Here is a 12,828-nt window from a genome sequence, read left to right as displayed (position 1 = left end):
GATAGGGAGGGGACCTAGTGATGCTTGCCAAGTCGAGCACCGAATTGGTCCGGCTGCAAAACAGCATATTGGTACTGAAGGCAGTTCGCCGGAAGGGCCAGCTTTCGCATACTGAAATTGCAGACATCACACATTTGTCCTCGGCCACGGTCTCGGCCATCACAGCCGATCTCGAGCGCGCGCATATTCTGCAAAAGTCGGAAGCACAGGCTGCGGCGCGTCGCGGGCGTCCCCGTGTACTCTTCACGCAAAGACGCGACATCGCCTATCTCATCGTGATCATCATCTCTTCCGACGCCATGCAATATTCCCTTGCGGATTATTCCGGGCGCCTGATCGACCGTTTCGTCGAACCGCGTGTCGAGGGAGGCGCAGGCGCCTTTCTTCAGGCCATCCGCGACGGTTTGGGCCGGATTGCCGAGCGCTCGCAGATTTCTGCCGAACAGGTTCGGGCCATTTCAATCAGCAGCAAGGGCATCGTCGAGCCCAACGAACCGGTTTTGATGTGGTCGCCGGTGCTTGGCTCTGAACGTGTCGATTTCGCCGAAGGCCTATCGGATCGCTGGCCCTCGCGCATTCTTTTGAGCAATGAGACTTTGCTCGTCGCCCGCGCTCTTGGCCGGCGGGCCGCTCAGGAAAAGGGCAGGGCCTTCAAGGGACTGGCCAGCCTGTCGCTGGGCCACAGCATCGGTCTTGGATTGGCGCTGCGGCGCTCGGTCGATGGACTGGAAGTAACCGCTCCCAATTTCGGTCACATGCTGCATGTGCCCAATGTGGCTCTGTGTCGGTGCGGTGCGCACGGCTGTATCGAGGCCTATGCCGGTTTCTACGCCATTCTGCGCAGCGCCTTCGAGGTCCCAAGAGATACCATCCCGGCCAAATTCGTGCCCTTGGCCGAAGTCGACAAGCTTGCAGCCAGCGCCAGAAATGGCGAACGCCGCCCGGGCTATGCCTTCCGCGAGGCAGGCCTGGCACTCGGCTATGGGCTGTCGCGCGTTCTCAGCCTGAACGGCGGCATGCCAATCACGGTCACCGGACCGGGCGCTCGGTATTTCGACCTGTTGCGCGCGGGGCTGGTCGAGGGACTTTCACAGTCTCAGGTGGTCCGGATGGAGGGACTGCCGGAGATTTCAGTTGCTGCGGACGAACCGCAGCTCGTTTTCGAAGGTCATCTGGAGCGCGCGCTCGACCTCATTGACGAGGATATTGTTTTGACTGTTCCCTAAGCGGGAACAGGGGGAGGGAAGATGAAGTATTTGCAGAGGGTATTGCTATGGGGGCTGGTGGCAGCGGCATCGCCATCGGCGGCCGCTGAGCCCTGGGAGGAACGCACACCAGCGCTGGGCGCCGCCGGCCTGACCGTCTCTGGAGACTTGTCAGCAGAAGAGCTGGCCACCTTGCGGTTGATCGGGGAGGAGCTTTTCAAGGCCCGCTTCACCATGCTGGACGGTGCGGGGCGTCCTGGCGCCACCCAGGCGATCGTGCCCACCAAACGTCGTCACCCGGTGGCCAGCGAATTCAGTCGCACGGCCGGTCTCGACGCCAATTCCTGTGCATCCTGCCACAATATGCCGGTCGCCGGCGGGGCCGGGGACTTCGTCACCAATGTCTTTGTCTCGGAGGGGTTCGAGAGCGCAGATTTCGACACCACCGATCCGCAGTTCTCAAACGAGCGCGGCACCAATCACCTGTTTGGGTCTGGTCTGGTTGAACTCCTGGCCCGTGAGATGACATTAGACCTTCAGGCCGCGCGGGATGCAGCCCTGGAGAAAGCGGCACGATCGGGCGAAAGCCAGCGGGTCCCATTGTCGTCCAAGGGTGTCGACTTCGGCTGGTTGACGGTTCACCCCGATGGCATCGTCGATCTGGAGGATCTGGATGGCGTTGATATGGATCTCGTCATTCGTCCCTTCACCCAGAAGGGCGTGATGACATCGCTGCGTCAGTTCTCGGTCAATGCCATGAACCAGCATCACGGCATGGAAGCATCCGAGCGTTTCGGCTCTCGCTGGACGGGGACCGCCGACTTCGATGACGACGGAACCGCTGATGAAATGAGCGACGGCGATATTTCCGCCCTCGTTGCCTGGCAGGCCGGTCTGCCCGCGCCGGTCCGCATCACCCCGGATAACGAGCGCTGGCGGATCCTGGCCAAGGAGGGTGAACAGGTTTTCGACAAACTCGGCTGTGCCAGCTGCCATCGCCCCAGCCTTCCATTGAAAAGTCTGTCCTTTGCCGATCCCGGTCCAAGCGATGTCGCCGGCACCTTGAACGACACTCAGGTGGAGCAGGTCGCGACCTATGATCTGGCTCTGCTGGAATGGACGAAAACCCTGCCGCGCAACGAAAAAGGCGAGGTTCTGGTGCCGCTTTACGGCGATCTCAAACGCCATGTGATCACCGACAACAGTGTCGAACAACTGGGCAATGAATTGCTGGCCCAGCGCTTTGTCGATCGCAATATTTTCATGACCGCCGAACTTTGGGGCATCGCATCGACCGAACCCTACGGTCATCGCAATGATATCACGACCATGGACGAGGTCATTCGTGCACATGGCGGTGCAGCCCGCACCCCGCGCGATGCCTATATCGCTGCATCCGAAGACGACCGGAACCGCATCATTGCCTTTTTGAAAACGCTGGTGATCACGCCATGAAAAATCATTTCAGTTTACCCGTCATTGCATTGGCCATCACGGCTTTCGCCTCCTCCGTTGTCGCGGAAGACGAGAAGCCCTTCGCAGGCGACGTGCCGCGCTTCAACGAAGAGGCCTTGGCGGCCGGCATTGATCATTCCTACACCGGCGGCTGGGAATTCTTCGTCGGCGGCGGTGCGGCGAGCTTCGATTGCAACGGCGACCGCATGCCCGATCTACTGCTGGCCGGCGGCACGAGCGCACTTGGTCTCTATGTGAACCGGAGCGCCGCTGGCGGAGCATTGAAGTTCGAAAAGGTTACCCTTGATCTCACCGAACGCGACCTGAAATCCGTCCTTGGCGCCTATCCGGTCGATATCGACAATGACCGCCATCCGGATCTCGTTCTCCTCCGACTTGGCGAAAATATCGTGCTGAAGGGCGCTGCAGATTGCCGTTTTGAAAAGGCCAATCGTGCCTTCTCGCTCGCAGGCGGGCGCGACTGGACGACAGCCTTCTCCGCCACCTGGGAGGCGGCTGCGCACTATCCCACCCTTGCCTTCGGCAACTATGTCGACCGCAGCGCGCCCGGCACGCCGTTTGGCACATGCAGCCCCAACGAGTTGATGCGCCCCACGGCAAACAAGGAAACTCCGGACTATTCCGAGCCTTTCAAGCTCGATCCGAGCTATTGCACGCTCTCCATGCTCTTTACCGACTGGAACCGCTCTGGCCAGCCTTCGCTCAGGGTCACCAACGACCGGCAATATTATAGAGGTGGCAAGGAGCAGCTCTGGCAGATCGATCCGGGCCGTCCCCCACGCCAATACACAACCGCGCAGGGCTGGGCGTCGCTGAAAATCTGGGGCATGGGCATCGCCCAGGCCGATCTGAACGCTGATGGTCTGCCGGAATATGCGCTGACATCCATGGGCGATACCATGTTGCAGACACTGGATGACGAGGCCGAGGAGGACCGCCCCACCTATCGGGACATTGCCTTCGAGCGCGGCACCACCGCACATCGCCCTTATGCAGGGGATGATCGCCGACCCTCCACCGGCTGGCACAGCCAATTCGCCGATGTGAACAACGATACCAATCTCGACCTCTTCATCGCCAAGGGCAATGTCGAACAGATGCCGGAATTTGCCTCTTTTGATCCCGACAATCTGTTGCTGTCGGATTTCGCCGGCAAATTCCAGGAAGAAGGAGACGCAGCCGGCATTGCCCTTCGGACCAAGGGCCGCGGAGGTCTGGTGGAAGATTTCAATGCCGATGGCATGCTCGACATCCTCGTCGTCAACCGCAGCCAGAAAGCCAGCCTGTTCCGCAATCTGGGCGCCCGCACGGACTGGGGCTACCGCCCACTGGGCAACTGGACCAAGATCGAACTGGACAATGGCGAGATCAATCCGAACGGTATCGGTGCCAGGATCAACGTTCGTGCCGGCACACTCACGCAGGTCAGAACCGTGCAGGTCGGTGGCGGTCATGCCTCGGGGCAGTTGGGCTTTACCCATCTCGGGCTGGGCGTGAATGAGCGCGCGGTCGTGCGCGTTCAATGGCCTGATGGAGAGTGGAGTCCTCCCTATCGGATTTTCGCCAATCAGCACGTGGTCATCCGCCGGGGCGCAATAGCCGCCAAATACTGGTTCTCCTCAAGGCGGAACCTGCCGTAGTCGCTGATCTTGGGCGCCCCACATACGAGTTGCGTCTTTTTTAGGTCTTACTTGTATAAATGTGCCGTGGTGGTAACCTGAGTTAACCTTCGAGCAAGGAATTAACCATAAGACTTGGGGTATACGACGGATTGGACACACAAACGCGTGGTCCGCATATGGCATGACGCCGCACCGTTGTACCGGTTCTGGCCCGGTATGTTTTCATTAAAACAGTCTCAGGATTGATCTTTGGTGAGAACGGCTTTGCCTGCCGAGGAGTGATCCCCGGCACGGCGAAAACCCGCAATCTCACACAGAAAACCCTGATTGGTGTGGCCGCGCCGATGCCGAAAGGCATCGCGAGTGCTTGAGGACTTTGTGCTTGAACGAGGGGCAATCGACAGACAAGGCGACCAACACCCAGGCGGGCGGCCTGCGTGAACGGTTGCGCTTTGCCGGCTTCGATGCGCAAGCAGGCGAATGCCTGCGCTTGCACCGTTCCTTCATTGAGCCCTTTGTCAAAGCCGGCCTTCGTGACCTTTTCCACCGTTTCGCCAGCTTTCCGGATGCCGCCGCCTGTTTCACGTCTGAACAGCAGTTTGATCGTTTTCAGGACCTTCTGACCTCCCATTGGGATGTCCTGACGGATGCGCGCTTCGACGCACTGTATGCCGAGCGGGCCAAAGTGCTGGCCGATACCGAAAGTCGCCTTGGGCTCGATCCCCGCTGGCGCGTGCTTGGCCATGCCGTCGTGCTCGAGCATATCCTCACCGGTATCATGGCGGATCTGGGCAGCAGACGTTTTCTTTCATCGGCCAAGCGTCGCAACAACGAACTCAACAGTCTTGCCCACGCGCTGCTGCGTCTGGTCATGGTCGATGTCGACATCGCCGTTTCGCTGCGCTTCAACGAATTGCGTCAAAAGCACAAACGCGATCTGGCCGATCAGCGCAAGCATGACCGCGCAGATGTCGTCAATGCCTTCGGTGCCGTACTGGAAGCCTTTGCCGATCGTGATCTGAGCCGCCGCGTAGAGGGCGAACTCCCACGGGAATACAAGGGTCTCGCGGAGCAGTTGAATAACGGCATGGAAGAAATCCAGTCCGTTTTCACCCAATTCGACGAGCGCGTCGCCGTTGTCGAGGCGCAGATCGCAAAGACCCTGGCCAGCACGCAGCGCAACGCAACGCGTGCCGATACCCAGCTGCGTCTTCTCTCCGACACATCGTCGGAACTGGAAGACATGACCAGGCGCGTTCGCGAAAGTGCGGATCGCTGTCAGGTGGCAGAAAAAGCTGCCAGCCAAACGCGCAGTTCCGTTGAAGCAAGTGGTCAGGTCGCCGGCCGCGCAATTAGCGCCATGGCCGATATCGAAGCCTCGGCCGAACAGATCGGCAAGATCATCGGCTCGATCGACGAGATTGCCTTCCAGACCAATCTGCTGGCGTTGAACGCCGGTATCGAAGCCGCGCGCGCTGGCGATTCCGGCCGCGGTTTTGCGGTCGTTGCCCAGGAAGTGCGCGCACTTGCGCAACGCTCCGCAGAAGCCGCACGCGAAATCAAGAACCTTGTTGCGACGACCAAGAGCCAGGTCGAGGCGGGCGTGGATATTGTTGGCCAGACCCAGAAGGCCATCGGCGAGATTGCCGGACAGGTCGCCGGTATCAACGACACTGTCTCCATTCTGGCCCGTGGCACCGGAGAGCATGCGCAGGATGTCGATCGTGTCGCAGGTACCATCCGCGAGATCGGAGCCGGCGCCCGCGAGCATGCCCATGAAACAGAAGCGGCTCGCGCCGAAGCGGATGACCTTCAGACTGTCATCCTTGAATTGGGTGAAACAGTACGTCGCTTCCGCATTCGCCGCCGCGAAACGGTCACGGCCCGCCGGCCGGAAATAGCCCTTGCAGCCAATGGTGCACAGCACTCCGAGCTGTCCGGTTTCAATCGCGCCGACCCCGCGGTCGCGTTTGTTTCCTATGACGACGAGAATGTCTTTCCCGCCCAGATAGCGGGGTTGGCGACGTGAGGGGATTATTTACCACATTCGTATACACAGGAAGAAGGCGAACACGAAATGCGTCAGAAGGCGGCGGTTCACTGCTTCTGACACGGCTTTTCGCGAGCGCATGACATCCGGGAACGGAAGACAAGGAAAGAATTGATGGCACCCAAGAAAAGCGCGCAAGGCAGTTTGAAACTGTCCGCTGTGCTGGATCTCAATGAGGCCTCCACGCTTCGTGAAAGCCTTCTGTCTCTGCGTGGCAAGCCGCTGGCGATCGACGCCTCCGAGGTTGAGCGCGTCAGCACTCCATGCGTTCAGGTTTTGATGGCCGGCGCCAAGGCGTGGGAGGAGGACAAGAAGTCTTACTCATTCGCCAGCGTATCGGAGACTTTCACCAAAACTCTACAGCTCATCGGCGTAAATATTGATCATCTGCTCGCGAAGGAGATTCAGCAATGAAGAAGAAGGTTTTGACCGTCGATGATTCGCGGACAATCCGGAACATGCTTCTGGTAACCCTCAACAATGCCGGCTTTGAGACCATCCAGGCCGAAGACGGAATTGAAGGACTTGAAGTTCTCGAAGGTTGCGATCCGGACGTGATCGTCACGGACATCAACATGCCGCGTCTCGACGGCTTCGGCTTCATCGAAGGCGTTCGTCGCAACGAAAAATTTCGCGCTATCCCGATCCTGGTGCTGACCACGGAAAGTGATGCCGAGAAAAAGAACCGCGCCCGTCAGGCGGGGGCCACCGGTTGGATCGTAAAGCCATTTGATCCGACCAAGCTGATCGATGCGATTGAGCGTGTAACCGCCTAATACCGGGAACTTCTCCTATGGATATGAACGAAATCAAAGAGATCTTTTTCCAGGAATGCGAGGAGCAGCTCGCCGAATTGGAATCCGGTCTGCTGAAAATGAACGATGGAGATCGGGACCCGGAGACGGTAAACGCCGTTTTCCGCGCGGTTCACTCGATCAAGGGTGGTGCCGGTGCATTCGGTCTTGATGACCTGGTGGCCTTTGCGCATGTCTTTGAAACGACTCTTGATTGCGTTCGATCCAACAAGCTCGAGCCCGGCCCTGAAGTAATGAAGGTCATGCTCAAGTCGGCAGACGTGCTGGCCGATTTGACCAATGCCTCCCGCGACGGAACTTCGGTTGAAGCATCCCGCTCCGCCGGCCTCGTCAAGGAGCTGGAAGCGCTTGCAAATGGGGAGGCGCTGCCGGCGTCTGCACCGGCCGCAGCAGCGCCCGCACCGGCTGAAGCCGCAGCCCCGGCGCCTGCACCGACGGATGACAGTGGCTTCCAGCCCGTTCCGTTCACATTCGATGAGTTCGGTGGCGATGACGAAGCATCGGCCGCAACGACCTTCGACATCAGTTTCAAGCCACGCGCTGACCTCTACTCCAAGGGCAATGATGCGACGCTGCTTTTGCGCAATCTGTCCAAGCTTGGCGAGATGAGCATCAACTGCAACATGGATGACCTGCCGTCCCTGGCGGACATGGATCCAGAAGCAGCTTATTTCAAATGGACGATCCAGATTTCGCCTGAAGCGGGTGAAGAAGGAATTCGCTCGGTCTTCGAATTCGCTGAATGGGATTGCGAACTTGAAGTGACGGCGCGCGAAGAGACGGACGAAAGTGCAGCCAAGGAAGAACTTCCTATGGTGCCAGTACCTTTCGATCTCTCTGCTCTCGACGATGACGGACCGGCTGAAAGCGACACGGCGCAGGCTGTTGCCGCCGCACAGACTGCGACGGATGTGGTCAATGCGGCTGCAAGTGCGGCAGCAAGCCCGTCAAAGGCCATGTCTGCTGCAGCCGCCGCGGCCGCCGCTCAACAGAACAATGCCGCCGCCGCTGCCGCCAATTCATCGGCTGGCCAGACCATCCGCGTCGATCTCGATCGCGTCGACCGTCTGATCAACCTCGTCGGCGAGCTTGTCATCAACCAGGCCATGCTCTCGCAGAGTGTGACCGACAACGACAACAATGGTTCGTCCACTGTCAATATGGGCCTCGAAGAGCTGCAGCAGCTCACCCGCGAGATCCAGGACTCGGTCATGGCCATCCGCGCGCAGCCGGTGAAGCCGGTCTTCCAGCGCATGTCGCGTATCGTCCGCGAAGTGGCCGATATGGTCGGCAAGTCGATCCGCCTGATCACCGAAGGTGAAAACACCGAAGTGGACAAGACGGTCATCGACAAGCTGGCCGAGCCTTTGACCCACATGATCAGAAACGCCGTCGACCATGGCGTTGAAACACCTGAAAAGCGGACTGCCGCCGGCAAAAACCCGGAAGGCACCGTCAAGCTGACTGCGAAACACCGTTCCGGCCGCATTGTCATCGAACTGGCTGACGACGGCGCCGGGATCAACCGCGAACGCGTCAAGCAGAAGGCCATCGACAACGAACTCATCGCTGCCGATGCCAATCTGACGGACGAGGAAGTCGACAATCTGATCTTCATGCCGGGCTTCTCCACGGCGGACCAGATCTCCGATATCTCCGGTCGTGGCGTCGGCATGGACGTGGTCAAGCGGTCCATTCAGGCGCTGGGCGGTCGTATCTCGATCAACTCACGTCCGGGTCTCGGCTCAACCTTCACCATGAGCCTCCCGCTCACGCTTGCGGTTCTCGATGGTATGGTTGTCACAGTCGCTGGCCAGACCCTGGTGGTTCCGCTGACGGCGATCGTCGAGACACTGCAGCCGGAAGCCGAGAGCATCCACTCCTTCGGCGCCAATCAACGGCTTATCTCGATCCGCAATTCCTTCTGCCCGCTGGTCGATGTCGGTCGCATTCTCAACTTCCGCAGCTCGCAGGCCAATCCGGTGGATGGCGTCGCCCTGCTGGTTGAATCCGAAGGTGGCGGTCAGCGCGCGCTCATGGTCGATGCGATCCAGGGTCAGCGCCAGGTCGTCATCAAGAGCCTCGAAGCCAACTACACCCACGTGCCCGGCATCGCTGCTGCAACGATCCTCGGAGATGGCCGCGTTGCGCTCATTCTCGACGTCGATGCCGTTGTTGCCGCCTCGCGGGGGCAATCGTTGAAACAAGAAATGTCGCTAGCCGTCGCGGGATAAGGTCATGTCGGACGTCGTAAAAACTCTGAGCCAGGGCATACGGGAGCTTATTGCTTTCCGTATCGGCGATCAGGAATTTTGCGTCAACATCATGTCTGTACGCGAAATTCGAGGCTGGACGCCTGCAACGGGAATTCCCCATGCACCGTCTTATGTCCTCGGCGTCATTAATCTACGCGGTGCGGTTTTGCCCATCGTGGATACGGCGAAGAGACTTGGCATGCCGCCCACCCAACCCACGGCACGCCATGTCATCATCGTCGCGCAAGTGAAAAGCCGCGTCATTGGTCTTTTGGTCGATGCCGTTTCCGACATTCTGACAGTTACGGACGATATCATTCAACCAACCCCGGAAGTCTCATCAGACCTCGAAAAGCAATATGCCCGTGGCATTCTCGCCATCGAAAAGCGGATGATATGCCTTATCGAACTTGGTGCACTGTTCCCCGATGCTGAGAGTGAAGCTGCATGAGCATGTTGAGTCAAACAAAAACCCGGTTGAACGATGATGAGGTATTGGCATCTGGCGAATACCCTCTGACGCGCCGCGATCTCAATGAGATTGCTGCAATGATCTATTCGGATGCCGGTATTGCGCTCAACGATTCCAAGGCGTCTCTCGTTTATTCACGGCTGTCCAAGCATATTCGCAACCTCGGCCTGCGTGGCTTCCGTGATTATTGCAACCTGGTGTCCTCGCAGGAAGGTGCAGCCGAGCGTCGTGAAATGCTCTCGCATCTGACCACCAATTTCACCCGCTTTTTCCGCGAAAATCATCACTTCGAGCATCTGCGCGATGAGGTGTTGCCAGGTCTCATCGCCCGCGCCAAGAGCGGCGGGCGCGTGCGCATCTGGTCAGCGGCATCCTCAGACGGTCAGGAACCGTACTCCATCGCATTGACGGTGCTTGCCATGCTGCCGAATGCAGCGGAGTACGACTTCAAGATCCTGGCCACGGACATCGATCCGAAGATCCTGGCAATCGCCCGTCAGGGTGCCTATGACGAACAGGCGCTGGAGACGGTCAGCCCTGCCATGCGCAAGCAATGGTTCAAGGAAGTCGACATCAACGGACGTCGCAAATTCCAGGTCGACGACAAGGTCAAGCGCCTCATAACCTATAACGAGCTGAACCTGATGGCCCAGTGGCCGTTCAAGGGGCCGTTCGATGTGATCTTCTGCCGTAACGTCGTTATCTATTTCGACGAGCCCACCCAGGTGCGCATTTGGAACCGCTTTGCCGGTCTGCTTCCCCAGGGCGGTCATCTCTATATCGGACACTCCGAGCGCGTTTCGGGCGATGCGAAGAACCAGTTCGACAATATCGGCATCACCACCTATCGCTACACCGGAAAATTCGGCGGGAGGGGTGCATGACCAATCCGGCACGCGTTCTTGTCGTCGATGATTCACCTACGATGCGGGGACTGATCTCGGCTGTGCTCAATTCCGATCCGGAAGTGAACGTTGTCGGTCAGGCAGGCGATGCGATAGAGGCCCGTGCGGCCATCAAACAGCTCAATCCGGATGTCGTCACTCTCGATATCGAGATGCCGAACATGAACGGACTTGAGTTCCTCGAAAAAATCATGCGCTTGCGGCCAATGCCGGTGATCATGGTCTCCACCATGACCCATCACGGCGCGGAGGCCTCGCTCACGGCATTGGAAATCGGCGCTTTCGACTGCGTTGGAAAGCCGGCACCCGGCGAGCGTCAGCCCTTCGGTGACCTTGCTGAGAAGGTTAAAGCGGCCGCGCGTTCGGGATGGCGCTACAGCAACAAGCGTGCGGCTTCGCCGCCGCCAGCTGCCAATTCGGCGCCTACCGTTGAATTTCGGGTGGGTCGTAAAATCGTTGCCATCGGCTCTTCTACGGGCGGCGTCGAGGCATTGATCAACGTCTTGCAGAACTTCCCGCGTAACTGCCCGCCCACGGTGATTACGCAGCATATGCCGCCGACATTCACCAAAAGCTTCGCTGAACGGTTGAATCGTCTGTGCGCGCCGGTTGTTGAGGAGGCAACCGATGGAGCGCGCCTGGAGATCGGCAAAATATTTCTTGCGCCCGGTGGAAGCCGTCATTTACAGGTGACGAACGCATCGGCACCCTGCTGCAGGCTGGTCGAACGACCACCGATCAACGGTCATTGCCCGTCGGTGGATGCTTTGTTCGACTCCGTTGCCGAACTCGCTGGACGTAACGCTATTGGCGCTATCCTGACTGGGATGGGCCGCGATGGTGCGTCCGGTTTGTTGAAAATGCGGCACGCCGGTGCGCGCACGATCGGCCAAAACGAAAAAACGTGCGTCGTTTACGGCATGCCGCGCGTTGCCTATGAGCTGGGTGCCGTAGAGCACCAACTACCGTTGAATTCCATTGGCGAAGAAATTCTCAAACTTGCAGCCGCCCGAAAAGAAGGTATCGACTAATGTCTATCGCAGAAAAAATTAAAGTTCTGATCGTTGACGATCAGGTTACGAGCCGACTGCTTCTCAGTGATGCTCTGACGCAGCTCGGTTTCAAGCAAATTACTGCGGCAGGTGACGGCGAACAGGGCATGAAGATCATGGCCCAGCAGCCGCATCACCTTGTCATCTCCGATTTCAACATGCCCAAGATGGACGGACTGGTATTTCTGCAGCACGTCCGCGCGAACCCCACCACCAAGAAGGCTGCCTTCATCATTCTGACCGCACAGGGAGACCGTGCACTGGTGCAGAAGGCCGCTCAGCTTGGAGCCAACAACGTTCTCGCCAAGCCTTTCACCATCGACAAGATGAAGGCGGCGATTGAAGCTGTATTCGGAGCATTGAAATGATAGCAGAAGGCGCGGCCAAGCGGGTCCACATTATCCAGGGGGAGTACAAGGTTGTCAGTGATCCAGATGTGGTTCTGTCAACGATCCTGGGATCGTGTGTGGCAGCATGCCTGCGCGATCCTGTCGCCGGTGTTGGCGGCATGAACCACTTCCTGCTTCCAGGCTCGGCCACGCCGGGTGCGGGCGGCGGCGATGCGACACGTTACGGCGTTCATCTGATGGAGTTGCTGATCAACGGCCTCCTGAAGAAGGGCGCGCGGCGTGACCGTCTTGAAGCCAAGGTCTTCGGTGGAGCCAAGACAATTGCGACCTTCTCCAATGTCGGCGAACAGAACGCGGCATTTGCCATGCAGTTCCTGCGCGATGAAGGGATAACGGTTGTTGGCTCCTCCACGGGCGGGGACCATGGTCGAAAGCTCGAGTTCTGGCCGGTCAGTGGTCGGGCACGTCAGTATCCGCTGACGGGTGCAGAGACACAGAAGACGGTGGCACTGGAACAGAAGCCAGTCGTTCCGGTCAGCAAGCCGGTCGAGAGTTCAATCGAGTTCTTCTAGCCCAAGAGGCTGGAGCGTAATGTATGTAAGGGAGACCTCACTCGTGGAAGAAAC

Annotated in this window: 12 protein-coding genes; all 12 read left to right on the top strand. The window is 58.7% G+C overall.

The features are described from left to right. Nucleotides 1-20 precede the first annotated feature (20 nt). Complete coding sequence (locus ACWPM9_RS17895; RefSeq protein ID WP_428185994.1) at nt 21-1,226, top strand: ROK family transcriptional regulator; 1,206 nt, start codon at nt 21-23, stop codon at nt 1,224-1,226. Nucleotides 1,227-1,247: 21 nt separating this feature from the next. Then, nucleotides 1,248-2,660: a cytochrome c family protein gene (locus ACWPM9_RS17890; protein WP_484756012.1), complete on the top strand. Its 1,413-nt coding sequence runs from the start codon at nt 1,248-1,250 to the stop codon at nt 2,658-2,660. Beyond that, complete coding sequence (locus tag ACWPM9_RS17885; RefSeq protein WP_484756011.1) at nt 2,657-4,321, top strand: CRTAC1 family protein; 1,665 nt, start codon at nt 2,657-2,659, stop codon at nt 4,319-4,321. The genes ACWPM9_RS17890 and ACWPM9_RS17885 overlap by 4 nt, the downstream gene beginning before the upstream one ends. A 364-nt stretch (nt 4,322-4,685) precedes the next feature. Next, a complete protein-coding gene (locus ACWPM9_RS17880; RefSeq protein ID WP_484756010.1) occupies nt 4,686-6,332 on the top strand; it encodes a methyl-accepting chemotaxis protein in 1,647 nt (548 codons plus the stop codon). 135 nt (nt 6,333-6,467) lie between these two features. Continuing rightward, the gene (locus tag ACWPM9_RS17875; RefSeq protein ID WP_428185990.1) at nt 6,468-6,767 is read left to right on the top strand and encodes an STAS domain-containing protein; all 300 of its coding nucleotides are present in this window, start codon (nt 6,468-6,470) and stop codon (nt 6,765-6,767) included. After that, the gene (cheY1, locus tag ACWPM9_RS17870) at nt 6,764-7,129 is read left to right on the top strand and encodes a chemotaxis response regulator CheY1 (RefSeq protein WP_428185989.1); all 366 of its coding nucleotides are present in this window, start codon (nt 6,764-6,766) and stop codon (nt 7,127-7,129) included. Before ACWPM9_RS17875 ends, cheY1 begins: the two co-directional genes overlap by 4 nt. Nucleotides 7,130-7,146: 17 nt before the next feature. After that, nucleotides 7,147-9,402, top strand: coding sequence for a chemotaxis protein CheA (locus ACWPM9_RS17865; RefSeq protein ID WP_428185988.1), 2,256 nt, complete (start codon nt 7,147-7,149; stop codon nt 9,400-9,402). A 4-nt stretch (nt 9,403-9,406) separates the two neighbouring features. Continuing rightward, nucleotides 9,407-9,874, top strand: coding sequence for a chemotaxis protein CheW (locus ACWPM9_RS17860; RefSeq protein WP_428185987.1), 468 nt, complete (start codon nt 9,407-9,409; stop codon nt 9,872-9,874). Continuing rightward, nucleotides 9,871-10,779: a protein-glutamate O-methyltransferase CheR gene (gene cheR / locus ACWPM9_RS17855; protein WP_428185986.1), complete on the top strand. Its 909-nt coding sequence runs from the start codon at nt 9,871-9,873 to the stop codon at nt 10,777-10,779. The genes ACWPM9_RS17860 and cheR overlap by 4 nt, the downstream gene beginning before the upstream one ends. Continuing rightward, nucleotides 10,776-11,831, top strand: a complete 1,056-nt coding sequence (cheB, locus tag ACWPM9_RS17850; protein WP_484756009.1) for a protein-glutamate O-methylesterase CheB — start codon at nt 10,776-10,778, stop codon at nt 11,829-11,831. The genes cheR and cheB overlap by 4 nt, the downstream gene beginning before the upstream one ends. Then, nucleotides 11,831-12,220 carry a response regulator gene (locus tag ACWPM9_RS17845; RefSeq protein WP_428185984.1) on the top strand — a complete coding sequence of 130 codons (390 nt, stop codon included), beginning with the start codon at nt 11,831-11,833 and terminating at the stop codon, nt 12,218-12,220. Before cheB ends, ACWPM9_RS17845 begins: the two co-directional genes overlap by 1 nt. After that, nucleotides 12,217-12,774, top strand: a complete 558-nt coding sequence (gene cheD, locus ACWPM9_RS17840; protein ID WP_428185983.1) for a chemoreceptor glutamine deamidase CheD — start codon at nt 12,217-12,219, stop codon at nt 12,772-12,774. Before ACWPM9_RS17845 ends, cheD begins: the two co-directional genes overlap by 4 nt. The last annotated feature ends 54 nt before the right edge of the window (nt 12,775-12,828 follow it).

The sequence above is a fragment of the Agrobacterium sp. H141 genome (assembly GCF_057158725.1).
Note: the sequence above shows the minus strand (reverse complement) of the source record. Positions and strands in the feature narration are given on the sequence as shown.

What these genes read in the sequence shown, in the direction of transcription:
- ACWPM9_RS17895 (WP_428185994.1), top strand. Translation starts at nt 21, where the DNA reads ATGCTTGCCAAGTCGAGCACCGAATTGGTCCGGCTGCAAAACAGCATA.
- ACWPM9_RS17890 (WP_484756012.1), top strand. Translation starts at nt 1,248, where the DNA reads ATGAAGTATTTGCAGAGGGTATTGCTATGGGGGCTGGTGGCAGCGGCA.
- ACWPM9_RS17885 (WP_484756011.1), top strand. Translation starts at nt 2,657, where the DNA reads ATGAAAAATCATTTCAGTTTACCCGTCATTGCATTGGCCATCACGGCT.
- ACWPM9_RS17875 (WP_428185990.1), top strand. Translation starts at nt 6,468, where the DNA reads ATGGCACCCAAGAAAAGCGCGCAAGGCAGTTTGAAACTGTCCGCTGTG.
- cheY1 (WP_428185989.1), top strand. Translation starts at nt 6,764, where the DNA reads ATGAAGAAGAAGGTTTTGACCGTCGATGATTCGCGGACAATCCGGAAC.
- ACWPM9_RS17865 (WP_428185988.1), top strand. Translation starts at nt 7,147, where the DNA reads ATGGATATGAACGAAATCAAAGAGATCTTTTTCCAGGAATGCGAGGAG.
- ACWPM9_RS17860 (WP_428185987.1), top strand. Translation starts at nt 9,407, where the DNA reads ATGTCGGACGTCGTAAAAACTCTGAGCCAGGGCATACGGGAGCTTATT.
- cheR (WP_428185986.1), top strand. Translation starts at nt 9,871, where the DNA reads ATGAGCATGTTGAGTCAAACAAAAACCCGGTTGAACGATGATGAGGTA.
- cheB (WP_484756009.1), top strand. Translation starts at nt 10,776, where the DNA reads ATGACCAATCCGGCACGCGTTCTTGTCGTCGATGATTCACCTACGATG.
- ACWPM9_RS17845 (WP_428185984.1), top strand. Translation starts at nt 11,831, where the DNA reads ATGTCTATCGCAGAAAAAATTAAAGTTCTGATCGTTGACGATCAGGTT.
- cheD (WP_428185983.1), top strand. Translation starts at nt 12,217, where the DNA reads ATGATAGCAGAAGGCGCGGCCAAGCGGGTCCACATTATCCAGGGGGAG.